20 protein-coding genes and 1 pseudogene are annotated in these 18,562 nt (G+C 73.2%); 10 read left to right on the top strand and 11 right to left on the bottom strand.

Features of this window, described 5'->3' with window-relative positions:
- Window positions 1-38 precede the first annotated feature (38 nt).
- The 3 genes from ACH45N_RS11955 to ACH45N_RS11945 all read right to left on the bottom strand — a co-directional run bounded on the left by ACH45N_RS11955 (window position 39) and on the right by ACH45N_RS11945 (window position 3,248).
- A complete protein-coding gene (locus tag ACH45N_RS11955) occupies window positions 39-683 on the bottom strand; it encodes a PAS and ANTAR domain-containing protein (RefSeq protein ID WP_397394008.1) in 645 nt (214 codons plus the stop codon).
- A 133-nt stretch (window positions 684-816) separates the two neighbouring features.
- The gene (locus tag ACH45N_RS11950; RefSeq protein WP_397394006.1) at window positions 817-1,509 is read right to left on the bottom strand and encodes a response regulator; all 693 of its coding nucleotides are present in this window, start codon (window positions 1,507-1,509) and stop codon (window positions 817-819) included.
- A complete protein-coding gene (locus ACH45N_RS11945) occupies window positions 1,506-3,248 on the bottom strand; it encodes an ATP-binding protein (protein ID WP_397394004.1) in 1,743 nt (580 codons plus the stop codon). The genes ACH45N_RS11950 and ACH45N_RS11945 overlap by 4 nt, the downstream gene beginning before the upstream one ends.
- 201 nt (window positions 3,249-3,449) lie before the next feature.
- Here ACH45N_RS11945 and ACH45N_RS11940 point away from each other — a divergent pair, with 201 nt between their 5' ends.
- The gene (locus ACH45N_RS11940; protein ID WP_397397433.1) at window positions 3,450-4,853 is read left to right on the top strand and encodes a CitMHS family transporter; all 1,404 of its coding nucleotides are present in this window, start codon (window positions 3,450-3,452) and stop codon (window positions 4,851-4,853) included.
- 220 nt (window positions 4,854-5,073) lie between these two features.
- Window positions 5,074-5,628, top strand: coding sequence for a small multidrug efflux protein (locus ACH45N_RS11935; protein ID WP_397394002.1), 555 nt, complete (start codon window positions 5,074-5,076; stop codon window positions 5,626-5,628).
- A 96-nt stretch (window positions 5,629-5,724) separates the two neighbouring features.
- On the opposite strand, the gene ACH45N_RS11930 is transcribed toward ACH45N_RS11935, so the two are convergent.
- Window positions 5,725-6,150, bottom strand: coding sequence for a hypothetical protein (locus ACH45N_RS11930; RefSeq protein ID WP_397394000.1), 426 nt, complete (start codon window positions 6,148-6,150; stop codon window positions 5,725-5,727).
- Here ACH45N_RS11930 and ACH45N_RS11925 point away from each other — a divergent pair.
- From ACH45N_RS11925 to ACH45N_RS11910, 4 genes are all read left to right on the top strand, one after another.
- Window positions 6,127-6,837, top strand: coding sequence for an RNA polymerase sigma factor (locus tag ACH45N_RS11925; RefSeq protein WP_397393998.1), 711 nt, complete (start codon window positions 6,127-6,129; stop codon window positions 6,835-6,837). The two genes, ACH45N_RS11930 and ACH45N_RS11925, sit on opposite strands and share 24 nt — an antisense overlap.
- Before the next feature lies 1 nt (window position 6,838).
- Window positions 6,839-7,321: a hypothetical protein gene (locus tag ACH45N_RS11920; protein ID WP_397393996.1), complete on the top strand. Its 483-nt coding sequence runs from the start codon at window positions 6,839-6,841 to the stop codon at window positions 7,319-7,321.
- 86 nt (window positions 7,322-7,407) lie between these two features.
- The gene (locus ACH45N_RS11915; RefSeq protein WP_397393994.1) at window positions 7,408-8,280 is read left to right on the top strand and encodes a CPBP family intramembrane glutamic endopeptidase; all 873 of its coding nucleotides are present in this window, start codon (window positions 7,408-7,410) and stop codon (window positions 8,278-8,280) included.
- Between the two features lie 13 nt (window positions 8,281-8,293).
- Complete coding sequence (locus ACH45N_RS11910; RefSeq protein WP_397393992.1) at window positions 8,294-9,034, top strand: MerR family transcriptional regulator; 741 nt, start codon at window positions 8,294-8,296, stop codon at window positions 9,032-9,034.
- Between the two features lie 443 nt (window positions 9,035-9,477).
- Here the strand turns inward: ACH45N_RS11910 and ACH45N_RS11905 are convergent.
- The 3 genes and pseudogenes from ACH45N_RS11905 to ACH45N_RS11895 all read right to left on the bottom strand — a co-directional run.
- Window positions 9,478-9,747: pseudogene (locus ACH45N_RS11905) on the bottom strand (maleylpyruvate isomerase N-terminal domain-containing protein); the annotation flags it as partial.
- Window positions 9,748-9,777: 30 nt separating this feature from the next.
- Window positions 9,778-10,992 (bottom strand): sulfotransferase family protein, encoded by a 1,215-nt coding sequence (locus ACH45N_RS11900; protein WP_397393990.1) that lies wholly within the window; start codon window positions 10,990-10,992, stop codon window positions 9,778-9,780.
- A 49-nt stretch (window positions 10,993-11,041) separates the two neighbouring features.
- Complete coding sequence (locus ACH45N_RS11895) at window positions 11,042-12,343, bottom strand: hypothetical protein (RefSeq protein ID WP_397393988.1); 1,302 nt, start codon at window positions 12,341-12,343, stop codon at window positions 11,042-11,044.
- Window positions 12,344-12,523: 180 nt separating this feature from the next.
- On the opposite strand from ACH45N_RS11895, the gene ACH45N_RS11890 reads away from it, so the two are divergent.
- The 3 genes from ACH45N_RS11890 to ACH45N_RS11880 all read left to right on the top strand — a co-directional run bounded on the left by ACH45N_RS11890 (window position 12,524) and on the right by ACH45N_RS11880 (window position 14,502).
- Complete coding sequence (locus tag ACH45N_RS11890) at window positions 12,524-13,222, top strand: ANTAR domain-containing protein (protein WP_397393986.1); 699 nt, start codon at window positions 12,524-12,526, stop codon at window positions 13,220-13,222.
- Window positions 13,223-13,378: 156 nt separating this feature from the next.
- A complete protein-coding gene (locus tag ACH45N_RS11885) occupies window positions 13,379-13,630 on the top strand; it encodes a hypothetical protein (RefSeq protein WP_397393984.1) in 252 nt (83 codons plus the stop codon).
- A gap of 212 nt (window positions 13,631-13,842) precedes the next feature.
- The gene (locus ACH45N_RS11880; protein ID WP_397393982.1) at window positions 13,843-14,502 is read left to right on the top strand and encodes an HAD-IA family hydrolase; all 660 of its coding nucleotides are present in this window, start codon (window positions 13,843-13,845) and stop codon (window positions 14,500-14,502) included.
- Here the strand turns inward: ACH45N_RS11880 and ACH45N_RS11875 are convergent.
- The 3 genes from ACH45N_RS11875 to ACH45N_RS11865 all read right to left on the bottom strand — a co-directional run bounded on the left by ACH45N_RS11875 (window position 14,466) and on the right by ACH45N_RS11865 (window position 16,700).
- A complete protein-coding gene (locus ACH45N_RS11875; RefSeq protein WP_397393980.1) occupies window positions 14,466-15,317 on the bottom strand; it encodes an SDR family NAD(P)-dependent oxidoreductase in 852 nt (283 codons plus the stop codon). The genes ACH45N_RS11880 and ACH45N_RS11875 overlap by 37 nt on opposite strands.
- Window positions 15,314-16,327: an alpha/beta hydrolase gene (locus tag ACH45N_RS11870; protein WP_397393978.1), complete on the bottom strand. Its 1,014-nt coding sequence runs from the start codon at window positions 16,325-16,327 to the stop codon at window positions 15,314-15,316. Before ACH45N_RS11870 ends, ACH45N_RS11875 begins: the two co-directional genes overlap by 4 nt.
- 67 nt (window positions 16,328-16,394) lie before the next feature.
- Entirely contained in the window at window positions 16,395-16,700 is a 306-nt protein-coding gene (locus tag ACH45N_RS11865; protein WP_397393976.1) for a putative quinol monooxygenase, read from the bottom strand.
- 151 nt (window positions 16,701-16,851) lie between these two features.
- Here ACH45N_RS11865 and ACH45N_RS11860 point away from each other — a divergent pair, with 151 nt between their 5' ends.
- On the top strand, window positions 16,852-17,769 hold the full coding sequence (locus tag ACH45N_RS11860; RefSeq protein ID WP_397393974.1) for an AraC family transcriptional regulator N-terminal domain-containing protein: 918 nt from the start codon (window positions 16,852-16,854) through the stop codon (window positions 17,767-17,769).
- A gap of 25 nt (window positions 17,770-17,794) precedes the next feature.
- On the opposite strand, the gene ACH45N_RS11855 is transcribed toward ACH45N_RS11860, so the two are convergent.
- Window positions 17,795-18,460 carry a TetR family transcriptional regulator gene (locus ACH45N_RS11855; RefSeq protein WP_397393972.1) on the bottom strand — a complete coding sequence of 222 codons (666 nt, stop codon included), beginning with the start codon at window positions 18,458-18,460 and terminating at the stop codon, window positions 17,795-17,797.
- Window positions 18,461-18,562: the final 102 nt, after the last annotated feature.

Raw genomic sequence — 18,562 nt, 5'->3', positions numbered from 1 at the left:
TGCCGGCGGCGACGGGGTCGCGCCGGCCGCCGGCCGTCTCAGGACGGGCTGAAGGACCTCAGGAACTCGTCGACCCGGGCGCGGTTCTCCGCGGTGGCCGGCACGGACGACGACACGAACTCGACCATCGCGTCCGCGATGTCGCGCACGGGGACGTTCGTGTCGTTGGACACCCGCCGCAGCAGCTGGAACGCCATGTCGTGGTCGACGGAGTAGACCATCATCAGCATCCCCCGGGCCTGGTCGATCACCGCCCGGCGCTCCGCGGACGCCTTGATCGAGAGGGTGGCCTCCCGCGCGGCCGCCGCCCGGTGGGAACCCGTCACGTCGATGAAGTACCCGTACAGCTCGGCGACCTGGCCGGTGCTCGCGTCGCGCCGGCCCTGTCCGGTGATCACCAGGACGCGGGTGGCGCCCTTGGCGTCGATGATCCGGTGCACCGAGCTGAACGTCTCACCGGACTCGGCCGCCTGCTTGAGCACGCCGTCGGTCTGCCCCAGGTCGTCAGGATGCTTGTGGGAGAGCATGAGCCCCGTGGTGGGCACCACCTCGCCGGGCTCGAACCCGTGCATCTTGTACACCTCGTCGGACCACGACCACTTCTCCGTGACCAGGTCGAGCAGGTAGCGGCCGACCGGTGGCATGTCGCCCCCGTCGAGCACTTCCTCGATCTTCCCTTCCATCTGCGGCTCCTCACAAGGCGGTGGGGCGGGACGGGCGAGCCCTCGGGGTGCCCACCGCAACTCTCGTCACGCTACTCCGTCACTCGCACCCTAGGCCCGTGCGGCGCCCCGGGGCCGTCGCGCCGCACCCGGCCTAGTCGCGCCCCGCCGTCCGGTAGCGGTGCTCCGGGCGGCCCGTCGAGCCGTACCGCAGCTCGACCACGAGGTGCCCCTGATGGGCGAGCGCCGAGAGGTAGCGCTGGGCCGTCGCCCGCGAGACCCCCACCCGGTCGGCGACCATGGGCGCCGACAGCGCCGACCCGGCCTCGGCGAGCGCCCCCAGCACCGCGGTCTCCGTGGGTGAGCGGCGGGAGGCGCCGTCCCGGGCACCCGCGCCGTGGAGCACCCGGCGGGCGCGGTCGACCGCCTCCTGGTCGAGCTCCGCCTGCGAGTCGACCAGGTTGCGGTAGCGGCCGTACGCGCGGAGCAGCTCGGTGAGGTCGTCGTCGGCGAAGGGTTTGATGAGGTAGCCGAACGCTCCGCGCTGGAGGGCCTTGCGCACTGCGGCGGTGGCGACGGCGGCCGAGAGCACGATGGCGTCGACGTCCCGCCGGGCGACGACGTCGAGCCCGGAGCCGTCGGGCAGGTAGATGTCGGCCAGCACGAGGTCCGGGTCCTCGGCGTCGATCACCGCGGCCGCCTGCGCCGCCGTGCCCGCGGTCGCGACCACCCCGAAGCCCTCGACCGACTCCACGATGCGTGTGTGCAGCCGGGCCACGTGGAAGTCGTCGTCGACCACGACGACGCGGAACCGCACCGCGGAGCCGTTGTCCTTCGTCGTGCTCATCGGCCGTCCTCCTGTTCGAACTGACGCTCCAGGCGGGCCACGAAGACCGCGCCGTGCCGCTCGGTGCGGCCCATCGCGAGCCGCAGCTCGCCGCCGTGCCGACGCGCCACCTCGGCCGACAGGCGCAGCCCGATGCCGTGCCCGTGGGCGGCCCCGGCGGCGCCGGCCTCCTCCCCCGCCCCGGTCTCGCCCACGCCGGTCTCCCCCGGGCCGGGAACCCTGGTCGGCAGCGCCTCCGGCGTGAACGGGTCGGCCGCCGCGCCGTCCCCGGAGTCCATGACGGAGAGGTGGAGCTCGTCGCCGTGCCGGAGCGCCTCCACCTCGACCCAGCGCGGGGTGCGCTCCGAGGCCACGGCCGCCGCGATGCCGTTGTCCACGAGGTTGCCGAGCACGGTGGTGACGTCCTCGGGGTGCAGCAGCGACCCGCTGACGTCGGCGTCGGGCCCGACGCGCAACGTCACGCCCTGGCGCTCGGCCTCGAGCGCCTTGGCCCCGAGGAAGGCCTGCAGGTAGGGCTCCCGGACGAGGCCCGCGTCGTCGATCGGGAAGCGCACCGGGCCGTGCTCGCCGATGCGGCCGAGGTAGTCGAGGGCCTCGGCCGTGTCGCCGGCCCGCACCAGCCCCGTCACCACGTGGATACGGTTGGCGAACTCGTGCCGCTGCTCCCGGAGCGCTCCGGCCAGGGTGCCGACGGCAGTGAGGCGACGGGACAGGTCCTCGACAGCCGTCACGTCCCGCACGATCACCACGCGCCCGAGCAGCCGGCCCTCGCGTCGCACCTCGTGCACGTCGACGTAGACGAGCCGCCCGTCCACGACGAGGGGCGGGTCCGGCGGCGCGTCGGGTCCGGCGGCGGGGCCGCCGTCCGCCGTCTCCGTCGTCGTCGCGGCCGCCCGGGCGCCCTCGATCCGCGCGAGGACGCCGGCGTGCCCGATCGCCTCCTCGACCCGGCGTCCCACGGGGTGGTCCAGGCCCAGCAGGGCGACGGCGCGGTCGTTGCACACCGTGACGACGTCGTCGCCCGACAGCCCGACCACCCCGTCGTCGACCCCCTGGAGCACGGCCTGCTGGTCGTGCACCAGCTCGAGCAGCTCCTCGGGCTGGAGCCCGAGCGTGCGCTCGCGCAGCCTGCGCGTGATGAAGCGGGCGAGCAGCCCGCCGACGCCGAGCGCGAGCGCCGTCGAGAGCACCACCGGGACGGCGTCGGCCAGGACGGTGGACCACACCTCGGTGGGCGGGAGCCCGACGCTCACCTCCCCCACCACGGTGCCGGGGCGGTCGAGCCCGTACACGGGGACCTTGGCCCGCGCCGAGACGCCGAGGGTGCCGCGCTCCCAGCTCACCGTCTCCTCGCCCCGCAGCGCGGCGTCGGGGCTGGTGGACACCGGGTCGCCGATCTCGTCGGGGCGGGGGTGCGCGAGGCGCCGCCCCGTGTCGTCGGTGATGACCACGAACAGGGCGCCGGTGCGGTCCTCGACCTCGCGGGCGTAGTCGTCGAGGGTGCCGGCCACGAGCTCGGCGTCGGTCGACGGCGGCTGCCGCCCCGACTCCTCCTCGGCGCCGGCCCGCACGCCGGGGGTCTGCGCCACGGTCTGCGCGATGCGCAGCGCGGACTCCTGGGTCTGCTGCACGAGCCGGTTGAACCCGGTGAGGGCGAACAGCCCGAGCGTGAGGAGCGACACCACGATCATCGCGGCCACGATCGACCGGTTGACCTGGGTGGTGAACGTCGTCGCCATGCTCGCATGCTTACCACGCGGAAGGCCCCGGCAGCGGCGTGAGCAGAATGCGCACAACGAGTTCTGTGCGGTATTCCGCCAGAACGCGCAGTAGCGCGCGGTGGGGGCCTACCCGTTCCTAGGGTGACCGGGTTATCGCACCTGCCGCCCCCAGCCGGCCAGACGAAGGAGTCTCCCGTGCTCGTCCTGCTCGGATTCGGAATGGTCGCCACCTTCATGGTGCTGATCATGACCAAGCGCATGACCCCGGTCCTCGCGCTGATCATCGTCCCCACGGTCTTCGGGCTCTTCGCCGGCGCCGGCCTCGGGATCGGCGACATGGCGCTGGACGCCATCGGTGGCCTCGCCCCCACCGCCGCCCTGCTGATGTTCGCCATCATCTACTTCGGCCTGATGATCGACGTGGGGCTGTTCGACCCGCTCGTGCGCGTCATCCTGCGGGTGGTGGGCCACGACCCGGTGAAGGTCGTCGTGGGGACCGCCCTGCTGGCGGCGGTGATCTCGCTCGACGGCGACGGCTCCACCACCTTCATCGTGGTGACGAGCGCCATGCTGCCGATCTACCTGCGGCTCGGCCTGAGCCCCGTGGTACTCACCTGCGTGGCGGGCCTGGCGAACGGCGCCATGAACATCCTGCCCTGGGGCGGCCCGACCGCCCGCGCCGCGGCGGCCCTCGACCTGTCGCCGAGCGAGGTGTTCGTGCCGATGGTGCCGTCCTTGGTGGCCGGGCTCGTCGTGATCTTCGCGTTCTCGTGGCACCTCGGGCTGCTGGAGCGGCGCCGTCTCGGCACGATCGACCTGCCCGGGGAGGGCGCGGCCTGGTCCGTGGGCCCGGCCGGCGGCACTGCCACCAGGACGGTCGGCCCGCGCGGCGGTGGAACCGCGACCCGCGTCCGGCCCGTCTCGACCGCCGCCGTCCAGACGCTCGTGCGGCCGGACGACACCGCCATGGCCGACAGCATGCTCGACCCGCAGCGCTCCACCCTGCGGCCGAGGATGTTCTGGTTCAACCTCGTGCTCACGGCCGCCGTGATGGTGCTGCTGGTGGCCGACGTGCTGCCGCTGGCCTACGTGTTCATGGCCGGGAGCGCCATCGCGATCATCGCGAACTTCCCGCGGGTCTCCGACCAGGCACAGCGCATCGTGGCGCACGCCCCGTCGATCGTCGGGGTGGTCTCGATGGTGCTCGCCGCCGGCGTCCTGATCGGCGTCCTGGAGGGCACGGGCATGGTCGACGCCATGGCCGCGTGGGTGTCGGGCAGCATCCCCGACCAGCTCGGCGCGTTCTCGGCGGTGATCACGGGGCTGCTGAGCATCCCGATGACCTTCTTCCTCTCGAACGACGCCTTCTACTTCGGCATCCTCCCGGTCCTCGCGGAGAGCGCCGCGGCCTTCGGCATCGACCCCGTCGACATGGCCCGCGCGTCCATCACGGGCCAGGTGGTGCACATGCAGAGCCCGCTGGTGCCCGCCATCCTGCTGCTGATCTCGCTCGCGGGGGTCAACCTGGGCGACCACCACAAGAAGGTCCTGTGGCGGGCCGTCGTGGTGGCGCTGGTCATGCTCGTGGTCGGCATCGCGGTCGGCTCGATCGGCATCGGCTGACCGTCGGTGTGCGCCCTCCCGGCGCCGGGACCGGAGGACCCGACCCGGGTCGTCACGGCGCTCGCCGACCTGCGCCAGGCATGACAGATGTCATGGACCGGGTGTGCACAACGCCCCGGGAGCTGGTGACAGCCCGGCACTTCTGAGGGACGCGCCCGCGCGGTGGACTGGGGTCAGCGTCGAGGAGACACCCCGGCGGCCGTACTGACAGGAGCACCCCATGGACCTCGTCGACACCCTCCAGAACCTGATCGGGCAGGTGCCCGAGCTTCTGCAGCCGCTGATCGTCGCGCTCGCCGGAGCCATCCCCTTCATCGAGGGCGAGGGTGGGGTGGCCATCGGCATCCTGGGCGGCATCCCGCCGGTCGTCGCCGCCGTGGCCGCGATGATCGGCAACTTCCTGACCGTCGCCGTGCTCGTGCTGCTCAGCACCGGGGCCCGCAACGCCGTCGTGACCCGCCACCGCGCGAAGGTCCAGGCCCGCGACGCCGTGACGGTCGGCGGCGGCACCACCCTGCGGACGGCGTCGGAGGTCCGCGAGAACGACCGCAGTACCGCCCGCCGGGCCAAGTTCCAGCGCGCCTACGAGCGCTACGGCGTTCCCGGCGTGAGCCTGCTCGGCCCGCTGCTGCTGCCGACCCACTTCACCGCGACCATGCTCGCCGCGTCCGGCGTCGGCAAGGCCCGCATCCTCGTCTGGCAGGCCGTCGCGATCGTCGGCTGGACCACGCTGACCGCGCTCATCATCAGCGGTGTGCTCCAGGCCGTCCGGTGAGGCCGGGCCGCCCGGCGCCCGGGACGGGCGGGGGCGGGTACGAGGTTCGCCTCGCACACCGCCCCCGCCCGTCCGGGGACGGACGTCCGGTACGGGTCAGCCGGTGACGACGAGGCCCTGCTCGGGCTCGCCCGGGACCGTCGGGACGGGCCGCGGCTCGCCCTCGTCGGTCGGTTCGGTCTCGGCCGGAGCGGCCGGCGCGGCCGGGGCAGGCGTGGGCCCGCCCTCGTCGGAGGGCCCGGACTCGCTCGGGGCGGCCGGGACGGGCGACGGCTCCCCCTCGTCGGCGGGGGCCGGTGCCGGTGCCGCCTCCGCGGGCTCGGTGTCGGCGGCGACCGACGGCACGGCCGACGGCTCGTCCGGGACGGCGGCGCTGGCCTGCGTGCAGGCCGTGGCCAGCAGCGCGACGGCGAGCGCCCCGCCCGCGGCGGTGACGCCACGGACGACGGAGCTCCAGGTGCCGCGACGGCGAGGGGCCGTGGCGGGGGTCGATGGGACGTGAGTTTTCGGGTTGAGAGTCACGCAGCGGTCAGTGTGCGCCGGGGCGCATCCCGTCACCGTCCCGGGGTGTGGCGTGGTCCACACCGGCAGACTGTGACGACGGGGGTGTTGCCGGACACCGACCCTTGTGCAGACCCGCGCCCGCCATCGCACCGCCACTGGAGACCCACACTGTCCACTCACGCCGAGCCGCGCGACCTCGCACGGGGCACGCTGACACCGGAGCAGACCGAGGCACTGGTCGACGAGCACGCGCGCGCCGTGCACCGTTACGCGCGCACGCGGCTGAGCGCCGCGGAGGCGGAGGACGTCGTGGCCGAGGTGTTCCTCATCGCCTGGCGCAAGGGCGAGGTTCCCGACGAGCCGCGCACCTGGCTGCTCGCCATCGCCCGGCGGGTGCTGGCCAACCAGGTCCGCGCCAACCGGCGGCGGGCCGCGCTCGCGGACCGGGCGATGCGGCATCCCGCGCCGCCCGGCCAGGACGACGCGCGACTGGTCGACGAGCTCGACCTGCTGCACCGCGCCCTGGCGCTCCTGCGCCCGGCCGACCGCGAGGTGGTCGAGCTGCTGGCGGCCGCAGAGCTCAGCACCACGGAGCTCGCCCGCGTGCTCGGCTGCACGGCGACGACCGCCGCCACCCGCGTGTACCGGGCCCGACGGCGGCTCCGGGCCGCCTACCGCACCGTGACCGAAGGCCAGGAGGACTGAGATGAGAGCGCTGAAGAGAGCGCAGGGCGACCCCCTGGCACGTGCCCGCCGGGCGCTGGACCAGGTCGACGACGAGCTGGACCTGGTCCGCGTCCACGCCGTGACAAGCCACGGCGCACCGGGCGCGGAGCCGGATCCGCTGGACGGGGATGCCGAGCCCCGGGTGGAGATCATCCGGTCCGGGCAGCGGCCCACGCACCCCCGCCGCCGGGCGGCCGTCTGGGCCCTGGCCGCCTCGGTGGCGCTGCTGTGCGGCGCGGGCGTGGGCGCGGCCGCGCTGTGGTCCGGTCCCGGCGAGACGGTGCCCGGGACGACGCCGCCCGCGTCGCCGGCACCCGCGCAGACCGGACCGACCCAGCCCCCGGCGCTCGCCCCGAGCACCAACCCTCGCGAGTGCTCGCCGGCGCACCCGACGCCGTCCGCCACCCCGGAACCGTCGGCGGACGAGCAGCCCTCCGACGCCTGCGGCGCGCCCGCCCCGTGACCACCTGCTTGCCTCTGCCCCTCGGGCACAGTGTCCACTCGGAGGTGGACCGCTCCGGTCCGCCTCCGAGAGAAAGATCGTTGATCGTGCGCACCTCAGAACCCGGCGTCGACAGCTCCCGGCCGTTCGGCGCCCACCTGCGGATGAGCTGGTGGAAGCCGCTGCTCGTCCTCGTCGTGCCGGCGCTGGCGATGGTCGCCCTCCAGGTCGCCTTCTACCAGGTCGTCGGCGTCATCGAGGGCAGCGACGACCCGATGTCTCCCACCTTCACGCCGCTCAAGCTCCTCGCGATCAACCTGAGCGTGGCATTGTCGGGCGTCCTGGCGGTCCTGCTGCTGGCCCGGCTGGCCCGGGCGCCGTGGCGCAGCCTCCTCAGCTTCCCCCGGGCGTTCGACGTCCGGCGTCTGGCGCAGTACCTGCTCGGCGCCGCCGTGCTGGTCGGGGCCGGGATCGGCGTCGTGGCGCTGGTCGCCCCCGAGTCCCCGGGCTGGGTCGCGTTCGGCGTCTCCGGGACCACGGTCCTCATGCTGGTGATCACGCTCGTCAGCACCCCGCTCCAGTCCGTGGGCGAGGAGCTCATGTACCGCAGCGCCGTCCTGCCCGCCGCCGCGTCCTGGGTGCGCGCGGTGCGCCCGGCGCTCGCCGTCGGCCTCGTGGTCTCCAGCCTGGCCTTCGCGGTCGTCCACGGCTCCAGCGACCCCTGGCTGTTCGGCTACTACACGTTCATCGGCGCCGCCACGGGCCTGATGGCGATCATCAGCCGCGGCATCGAGGCGCCGGCCGCTTTCCACGTCGCCAACAACGTGCTGTTCTCCAGCGTCAACACCCTGATGGCGGACGGCGAGGGCTACACCATCGACCGCTCCACCGACACCGGCGACCCGTCCCTCCTGATCCTCGCCGCGGTCAACGTCGCCATGGTCGTCCTGGTCTGGGCGCGGGAGCGCCGGGCACGATGAGCGGGAGCACACGATGAGCTGGAGCACGCGTGAGGTCGCCGAGCTGTCGGGCACGACGGTGAAGGCCGTGCGCTACTACCACGAGATCGGCCTGCTGGCGGAGCCCGAGCGCGAGCCCAACGGCTACAACAAGCGCTACGAGGTGCGCCACCTGACCCGGCTCCTGCAGATCAAGCGGCTCACCGGCCTCGGCCTGTCGCTGGCGCAGGTCGCGGACCTGGGGACGGCGGGCGACGGGCACCCGTCGGTGTTCCAGGAGATCGACGCCGAGCTCGCGGCGACCGTCGAACGGATCCAGGGCATCCGGCAGGAGCTGGCCACGCTCGCCCAGCCGGGCGCGACACCCGACGTCCCCACCGCGTTCCACGGCGTCGCGCGCCGGCTGCGCGACAACGACCGTGCGCTCCTGACGATCTACGCCCAGCTCTTCACGCCGGAGTCGATGGACGCACTGAGCGAGCTCCTGCGGGCCAACCCCCACGAGGAGGTCGACGAGGCCTTCCGCGACCTGCCCGCGGACGCGGACGACGCCACGCGGCAGGCGCTCGCCGAGCGGATGGCCCCGTTCGTCGGCGCCAACCGGTCGGTGACCATGGAGCCCCGGGCCACGACGCCGCGCCAGGCCGAGGCCGCGCGGAACGCGGTGGGCCAGGCCCTGCGGGCGCTGTACAGCTCGGCCCAGCTCGACGTGCTGCGCCGGGCGGACGAGCTCAGCGCGGCACGGGCCGACGGCTCGCCTCCCGAGCCGGCGTAGCGTCGGGAGAACGTCGTCGCCGCGGCGCGGCGTCTGGCCGATCCCGCGTAGGCCCGGCTGCCCGCCCCGAGCGGGAGCCGCCGGGTCAGTGTGAGCAGCAGCGCCCCCGCCGGTCCCGTCACCGTCACGTCGGCCGGCTGGCTCCCGTGCTGCCAGACCGCGCCGTCCGGCCGCCGCTCGACGAACCACGCGCCGTCGCCGTCCGCGGTGTCGGTGGCCTGGAGCTGGAGCACCTGCCCGGTGCCCTGGATGGCGTGTGCGGACTCGGGCCGCATCGCCTCCCACGTGGGCGAGGTGAGCATCGCGAGGTGGTGGCCGATCAACTCGGCCGCCACGCCGGCGTCGATGTCGACCCGGTGCGGCCCGCCGGCCGCACCGGCGCCGTCGAACGCGTGCACGACCGACTCGTTGACCTCGTTGATCAACCAGAACCGCGCCCCGGACCGCTCGTCCCCCGCGGCGTTGAAGACCTCCGCGTCGAGCGCGTCGTCGGAGAACGCGGACGCGACCCGCACCGAGGACTCCGCCAGCCACCGGGTCCACTCGCCCGGATCGGCCGGGAGGTCCGGCACGTCCGTGGGCAGCTCCGCGGGGTCGGTGACGCGCCGCTCGATGATCTCCGCGGTCCAGTGCTGGGTCTGGCCCACGTGCGCGACCAGGTCGGTGACGGACCATTCCGGGCCTGGCTGACGGCGGACGCCGGCCGAACTCATCGGTCCGGGTTCGGCCGGCGTACCGGACGGTCAGAGCTCGACGGCCGCCTCGGCGTCGCGCATGTCGAGGCGGTCCAGCAGCCGGTTGTACGGGGCGAAGGTCTGCTCGACCTCGGCGGGGTCGAGGTAGTGGGACAGGTCGTACCGGTGCGAGGGGGTGCCCTTGGGCTTGGCGATCACGTCGGCCAGGTTCTCCTGGTCGCGGGTGGTCCAGGTGGCCCCGATCGCGGCGTACAGGCGCGGCACCTCGGTGAAGGGGTCGGCGGACAGCTTGTGGTACGGCACGTCCACGATGGAGGCCGGGGGCAGGCTCCGGCGCAGCTCCAGGCCCCGCTCGACCTGCGTGAACAGGTGGTCCAGGGCGAACCGCCCGATCTCCGTGCGGTCGGTGTCGTGCTGGTACATCCCCCAGAAGGTCTCCACCAGGCTGCAGAACGACCCGATGACCGTGACCGGGTCGCGGTGGGTCCACACGAACGTCGCGTCCGGGAACACCTTCCGGATGACGTCCATGTCCTCCAGGTGCGCCGGGTACTTCAGGACCCACCGCTTGGCCGGCCGGCCGTGCTGCAGCACCTGCAGCGCCCGCTTGAGGTACTCGTAGTCCCCGGTCACGTCCCGCTCGGCCGCCCACTCGGTGTAGGCGGGCATGAGGCCGTGCAGGATCGGCCAGTGGCTGCCGTGCGGCAGGATGAACATCGACTCCTCGGGCTTGTCGATGTTGATCGGGTGGATGTGCGGGATGTCGGGCGCGAACTTCTCCATCATGGCCGCGCCCTGCTGGAGCTGCTTGATCAGCTTCCGGGCGGACCGCGGGTCGTCCAGTCCGGTGTTCTGCATCTCCCACAGCAGCGGGGCGCGGTGGTCGGGCGAGGCGGACAGGACCCGGTGGGCCAGCGTCGTGGCGGTGCGCGGCAGCCCGCACACGATCACCGGAGCCGTGATCTCCTCCTCCGCGATCCGCGGATGCTCGGCCAGCAGGCGGTCGATCCGCAGCCGGTTGACGTACCGGGCCTTGACGTCGGCGGTGATGAGGTACCAGCCCAGCGGTGACAGCCGGGGCATCTCGGCCGCCGCCCGCACGACCACCGCGAGCTCGGCGGCGAACCGGGGGTCCGCCGTTCCGGCCTCCTTCTCGACCTGCGCGACTGTCCTGGCCCAGGACGCGTCCGGGTCCTGGTAGCCCTTGACGACCGGGGCCAGCACGGTGTTCAGCACGCGGGTCGTGCGGGAAGTGCGACTCACTGATCCTCCGGGGATGAATGTAGATGTGCTCGATGGGGACGTGCTCGGGTCAATCGGCCAGGCCGGTGGGGCGCAGCGTGACCGGGAGCGCCGCGGGGCGGCGGAAGCGGAAGTCGGGCGCCCAGCGGATCTGGTCGGCGCCGGTCGTGAGCACGGGCTCGACCTGGCGCAGGAGGGTCTCGACGGCGGTGCGCACGATGAGCCGGGCCTGCCGGGGTGCGGGGCACCGGTGGGCGCCCGCGCCCCAGGCCAGGTGGGCCCGGTTGCCGAGCCCGTCCCAGGTGTCGTCGCCCCGCACGCTCGGGTCCGAGGCCGCCGCGCCGACGGCCAGGAGCACGGCGTCCCCGGGCTCGACGTAGGCGCCGTCGCCGAACAGGTGCCCCTCCTTGACGGCGAACCGGGGCGCCAGGACGGTCACCGGCGAGGCGTCCCACAGGACCTCGTCCAGCGCCTCGTCGGTCCCGAGCCGGCCGCCGGCCAGCCGCCGGGCGAACTGCTGGTCGCTCAGGGCGAGCAGCAACGCCTGCCCCAGCCACGCCTGCATGCCCAGGCTCGCCCCGGTCACCACCGAGAGCATCCCCGCCACCGCCTCGTCGGTGCCCTCGTAGGCGGCATGCTGCGCGAGCAGGCCGGACGGCGTCGGGGCACCGTGGGCGTCGCGTCCCATGACCTGCCCGCCGAGCACGAAGCTCAGCTCGTCGACGCTCGCGGCATCGACCTCTCCCGCGGCGAGGTCGTCGGCGATCTCGAACACCTGGCGACCGGTGACGGGGTCCAGCCCGAGGACGGTGCCGAAGGCGAGACGCGTCACCGGAACCACGTAGTGGCGCATCAGATCGACCTCCCGGTCGGCCCCGCCGCCGAGCTCGCCGAGCACCTCGTCGCACGCCGCCCGGGTGACCCGGCCGACCTCGGCCGCGTCGACGGCCTCGAGCATCTCGTCCAGGGGTCCGCGCAGCCGGGCGTGGACCGGCCCGGACGCCGTCTCCACCCGCTGCCCGACCCGGGGCCGGAACAACGACCGCAGCGGGGCGGGCAAGGACCCGGCCTCTCCGTTCCAGACGCCGGTGTCGGTCGTGACCATGCCGGAGTCCCGGGCGAGCATGACGATGGTCTGGTACCCGCTCACCAGCCAGGCCCGCGTGCCCGTCCCGAGGTCGACGGGAAGGGCCTCGCCCCACTCCTGCCGCAGGCCGGACCACGCCGCGTCGATGTCGCGCGCCGAGAGCACGTCGCCCAGCACCGGGACCGTCTCGGGGTCGTACAGGCGCATCCGGTACGCGCCGGAGGCCGCCCCGGCCAGCACCGGGCCCGAGCCGCGCGCCGCCACAGTCACGTTCGGATCCGTCATCGTCCTCTTCCGCCAAGGGCCAGGGCGAGATTTCCCAGACGACAGAGACGATAGCGACATATAGGCCGTATCGGGCCTTTTTCACCACCCCCGGTTTCCCTCCCGCACTCCAGGCTGTGGAACCGCCCCGCGGGGCCGTGCGCGTACCGTGGAAGGACGACGGCGACGAAGTCAGGTGTCATGTCCATCTCGGCATTCCCACGTGAGCTGGCCCTCCGGGCAGCCTCCACGCTCGCCCCGGGGATCGACGTCAGCATCACCGTGCGCCAGCTCGGGGTGACCGTACGTGCGGGGAGCAGCTCCGACGCGGCCGCCCGGTGCGACCAGGCCGAGTCCCTCGCCGACGACGGTCCGTGCATCGACGCCATGGACACCCAGGTCACGTGCGTGGTGCCGTCGGTCACCGACGGGCAGGGCTGGAAGGCCTGGCGTCGCCAGGCCGCCCGTGAGGGCTTCGTCTCCGCCCTCGCCGTGCCGGCGAGCCTGGACGAGAGCATCGCCGTGGCGGTGAACCTCTACTCCGGGACACCCGCGCGCTGGACAGCCGAACAGCAGGCCACGGCCGGCGGTTACGCCCGGATCGGCGCGGACATGGTCCGCCTGTGCCTGGCGCGCGCGGAGCTCGACGACGGCACCTCGGGACACTACCGGCGCATGTCCGACCTGGTGGTGACCGAGCACGCCATCGGCGCCATCATGCAGGCGAACGACTGCCCCGAGCACACGGCGAGGCACGTCCTGGAATCGGCGTCCCTGCGCCGCAACATCTCGCGACGCCGGATCGCCGAGACCATCCTGCGCACCCTCGTCGTGAGCGACGATCCCGTCCCCACCGGAGAGGGCCACGAGCATCCCGGGAGCGACGGGCTCAACGCCTGAGCCGAGTGCCATGGAGGGATCGCACGAAACGCTCACGATGCGCGAACCACCCGAGAGCAGCAGGAGCACGTCCTGGCCGTCATGGGTACCGTTCGGTGACGCATTCACCCGGGCCGCCAAGCGCGCAGCTCGGGCGCGGATGGAAGGATCGGCAGCATGACCGACAGCGATCACCGCGACTGGATCGATGTGGTCCAGGCCGACCTCGACGACCCCGAGCTGTTCGATTTCGACGGCAGCCCGGCAGCCCAGCGGGTCATCGGAATGCATGCGCCGGCAATGGCCCGAGCGCTCGCCGCCGTGCTCGACTGGATTGACGACACATCGCTCGAGTACGACGGCATGCCGGTCGTGTTCGTCGACAACATCCGTGACGTCATCGACGAGGCAAGGCGCCAGGAGGAGTGATACGTCCCCGTGGCCTGATCGACACCGTCCGGCAGCCCTGCGCAGCGCAGTTCCAACGCCCGGTCGGCCGGCGAGACCGATGCCGGCCCTCGGTCCCGGACAGGCAGCGGAACGGACAGCCGATCAATGTCCGACCTGCCGGCGTACCCGTAGGCTCGGGGCGATCTGCCGTTGTTCCGCCGTCTCCCTGGGGGTCTCCGATGCGTCCGGTCGTGCCTGCCGCAGCCGTCCTGTTCGACAACGACGGCGTGCTGGTGGACTCCACGGCCGCGGGCGAGGCGGCCTGGCGCGAGTGGGCTGTCCGTCACCGGCTCGACCCTCGTGCCGTCCTGACCGGCGTGCACGGGCGCCGGTCGCGGGAGACGGTGGCCCGGTTCCTGCCCGCCGACGAGGTCGATCCTGCGACGGCCGAGATCGATGCCCTGGAGCTCGACACGGCCGACCAGACCGTGGCGATCAAGGGGGCGAGCGACTTCGTCGCCTCGGTCCCGGGACACCTGAGGGCGGTCGTCACCTCGGCCTCGCGGGCCCTGGCGGTCGCCCGCCTGGCCGCGGCCGGGATCCCGCTGCCCGACGTGCTCGTGGCGGCCGAGGACGTCACGGCGGGCAAGCCCGCGCCCGACCCCTATCTCCGTGCGGCGGAGCTCCTCGGGGTGCCCTCCGCGGAGTGTGTCGTGCTCGAGGACAGCGCCAACGGCATCCGCTCGGCGCGAGCGGCGGGTGTCGGTGCTGTGTTCGGGATCGGCGACGTGGCGGTCGAGCTGGGATGCGATGTCGTCGTCCCCGACCTCACCCGGGTGCGCTGGACGCCGGCGGGGATCGTCCCTGCCGCGGGTCACGAGGTCGGCCCGGGCGCCCCTCCCGGCCGGTAGGACGCGAACCTCGGCAGCCGCTCCAGGTACAGCTCCGCGAGCCGCCTGCGGTTGCCGGGATCGCGTGACGCCGCGCTGGTCGGGACCACCCGGTCACCCTCCAGGTAGGAGCCGGAGGGGACGTCAGCAGCGGCTGCGAACAGCACGCGTTCCGCGCCCGCCGTCGGCGGGCCCCCGGTCGGTCCCGCCATGGCCGTGCTGAGCGGCGTGTCGTTCAGGCCTGGACACAGCGCGACGACCGTGACCGGCTCGGTGCCGAACTCCTTGGCCAGGAGCGAGGACCAGGTCACCATCGCCAGCTTCGCCCGCGAGTACGCGGCGACCGGCGTGTACCCGTACTCCAGGTCGGGGTCGGCGAGGTCGGGATCGGCGACACGGTGTGCCGACGACCCGACGTTGACGATGCGCGCACCCTCCGCGAGGGAGGGGGCCAGCAGGCGCGTGAGTAGCGCGGGCGCGAGGGCGTTGACCTGCAGCGTCCGCTCGAACCCGTCCGTCGTGACCTGCCGCTCCGGAGCCCCGGGTACGCCGGCGTCGTTGATCAGCAGGTCGATGGTCGACACCGCCCCGCGGACGGCACGGGCGGCCTCGGCGACGGCCGTGAGGCTCGTGAAGTCGACCGAGAGGTACCGGACGTGCGCGGTGCCGGACGCGCGGATCCCCGCCAGGACGTCGGCGACCTCGTCCTCCGACTCCGGGCCCTGCACGATCAGGTGGTCGGCCAGGCCGGCGAGCCGCCGCGCCGTCGCCTCGCCGATCCCACTCGTGGCGCCTGTGAGGACGACCGTGCCCCAGCGCGCCTGCCGTGCAGTCATGAGGCACTCCTTGTTCCCAGCGCGTTGCCCAGCACGGTTCCCGGCGCCGTCCCCAGCACCCGGCCGAGCCAGTCGGTCCGTGTCCGCCGCGCCGCCGTCGAGACCCGCGCCCCGGGCACGAGCGCGTCGAATCCATGGAAGCCGCCGGCCCACACGTGCAGCTCCGCCTGACCTCCGGCCGCCCAGATGCGGCTCGCGTAGGTGACGTCCTCGTCCCGGAACACCTCGGCCGAACCGACGTCGACGTAGGTCGGCGGCAGGCCGGACAGGTCGTCGGCCCGAGCCGGCGACACGTACGGTGACACCTCCGGCGCGGGCCCCTCGCCCAGCACGGCCCGCCAGCCGAACGCGTTCATGGCCCGGCTCCACGTGGCGGGGCCGTCGGCGAACTCGTGGCTCGACCCGGTGTCGTTGCGATGGTCGAGCATGGGGCAGACCAGCACCTGCGCGGCGACGGCCGGCTCCCCGCGATCCCGCGCGAGCAGGGTGACGCCCGCGGCGAGGCCACCGCCCGCGCTGGTCCCTGCCACGACGAGCCGGGCGGGGTCCACACCCAGGTCGGCGGCATGCTCGGCGACCCAGGTCAGCCCCCGATAGCAGTCCTCGACCAGAGTCGCGCCGGTCGCCTCCGGCGCCAGCCGGTAGTCCACCGTCACCACCACGACGCCGAGCTGGTCGAGCCACTCCAGCGGGATGTCGATGTTCGAGAACCGGTCCCCCATCACCATCCCGCCGCCGTGCACCCAGTAGACGCAGGGCACCGGGTTCGAGCGGTCCAGGCCCGGTGGGCTCAGGACGGTGAGCGGGACCGGGATCCCGTCCGGTGTGGTGACACCGACGTCACGCCGGCCGACGGTCCGACCGGCGGTGAGGAGGCTCTCGACGCTCTCCGCCGTGGGCGCGGCGAGGTCGCGCACCTGCGGCAGAGTGCTGGCGCTCAGGGTCGTGGCGGGCAGGAGGTCGAGCAGCGGACGCAGCTCGGGATCGATCTCGGGACGGGTACTCGTCATGGCATGTTCCTCTCGGCAAGGGTTCGGGGTCGTCGGCGGGCTCGGCTGCTCGGCTGGGGCATGCGCCTCAGAGCTCGGCCTTGCCGCCGACGGGCACCTGGTCGGTGTACTCGGACTCCCCCGCCAGCAGCTGTTGCAGCTCGGCGACGAGGGCCTGCGCCTCTGCGCTCGCGAAGAACGCGGCGTGCGCCTCCTTCGAGGTCCAGCCCTCGGTGACGTGCACGACGTCGGCGTTGCCCGCCGAACGGCTGATCAGGAAGACAGGGCAGTCGTCGCGGGACAGCGACGGGGCGCTCAGCAGCAGGTCGACCAGGGCGTCGCCCTTGCCGGGCTGCGCGGTCATGGTGGCCTGGAATCCGTGGCGGACGGTCATGCGGGTCTCCTCGGTACGGGGGCTCCGAGGAGCCCGTGTGCTGTGCGTCCATCACACCGTGCGGGCACTCGCCGCCGACAGACCGATCGTCCCGAGCGCTTGCACGATCCTCTCGTCACCGCGAGCATCGTGAATGTGCCATGATCGAGCCATGGACGGTGTGGACCTCGGAGAGCTACGCGCCCTGCTCGCCCGGCACGCGCGGCGCGACAACAGCGCGACGGCGCTCGACGACGTCCTGGTCTCGGCGGTCCACAACACCGCGCCGCCCGCACCGTCCATGTCGGGCGTGGTCATGGCGCTGATCGCCCAGGGCTCGAAGCGGATAGCGCTCGGCGACCGGATGTACGAGTACGGTCCCGGGCAGTACCTGGTGGCGTCCGTCGACCTGCCGGTGACCGGGCTCTTCACGAGGGCCCGCCCCGACGAACCCGCGCTCGGCTTCGGGCTCGTCCTGCGGCCGGCGCTGATCGCGGAGATCCTGCTGCAGGCCGCACCCGGCGACCTCCCGCCGGCCGGCGCCGCGGCCGCTCCCGGCATGGTGGTCAGCGACGCCCCCGCACCCCTGGTCGACGCCGTCGTGCGACTGCTGCGGCTCCTGGACAACCCCCGCGACGCGGCGGTCCTGGCGCCGCTCGTCAAGCGCGAGATCCTCTGGCGACTGATCACCGGGGAACAGGGCGCCACCGTGCGTCAGCTCGGCCTGGCCGACAGCGGGCTCGCCCACGTCGCCCGGGCCGTCCGCTGGATCCGCGAGCACTACGCGCAGCCCTTCCGCGTCCAGGACGTCGCAGCACTGTCGGGCATGAGCGTCTCGGCGTTCTACCGCAACTTCCAGGCCGTCACGGCGATGAGCCCCATCCAGTTCCAGAAGCAGATCCGGCTCCAGGAGGCACGGCTGCTGCTCGCCACGCGACCCGGCGACGTGACGGGCGTGGGACTGCGGGTCGGGTACGACAGCCCGTCACAGTTCAGCCGTGAGTACCGACGCCAGTTCGGCCTGCCGCCCAGCCAGGACGCCGTCCTGCTGCGCGACGCGGCGGCCGACCGCGCTCCGACCCTCGTGTAGGCCGTCGTACCGGCGCCGCCGAACGTCAACCGCGTGGCAGGACACCCAGCAGCGCCGAGGTGAAGGAGATCCGCAGAGCCTCGCGCAGCTCCAGGTGGAGGACGGCGAGGGCGGGCTCCTCCGCGTAGGCCGCGAGCAGGCTGGCCGGCGGTGGGACATACGACGACAGGGCACCCGCCGAGACCAGGCACATGAGGCAGAAGAGCTGCGCGTCGTCGGCCAGCTCCGGTAGATGCCGGCGAACGAGCGCGGACATGGTCTCGAGCCTCGCGAGCGAAGCCCGCTTGTGCTGCTTGACCACCTCGACCGAGACGTTGTGCTCAAGGACGCCGCCCTGTGCGCCGAAGAGATCGCACAGCACAGGACGACTCGCGAGCGACCGGCTGAGGATCTCGGCCAGCTGGGTGGCCCGCGTCTCCGGCGCCGCGCCCCGCTCGATGCCCGCAGCGAGCTCATTCTCCAGCTCGGCGAGCCAGCTCTGCAGGAAGTCGTCCAGCAGCTCCAGCAGCACCGCCTCACGCGACTCGAAATATCGCAGCACGTTCGACTTCGCCAGACCCACACGCCGGCTGAGCTCGTTCAGACTCAGCTCGGCCACTGGCATCTCGTCGAGCATCGCCGTGGCCGCATCCAGGATCGCGCGGCGGCGAATCTCACGCTGCTCCTCGCTACGCGCCCGCTGAAATGTCACGGCTCCACTCTAGCCGACGTTAGAGACCGTCGGTCCCTTGACAGAAGACCGTCGGTCTCTTACGTTCCACTCAAGAGACCGTTGGTTCCTTAGGAGGACGTC

It is taken from the genome of Promicromonospora sp. NPDC019610, from assembly GCF_044389365.1.
In the GTDB taxonomy this organism is placed as follows: Bacteria; Actinomycetota; Actinomycetes; order Actinomycetales; family Cellulomonadaceae; genus Promicromonospora.
The sequence above is the reverse complement of the archived record's forward strand: the minus strand, read 5'-3'. Positions and strand labels throughout refer to the sequence as shown.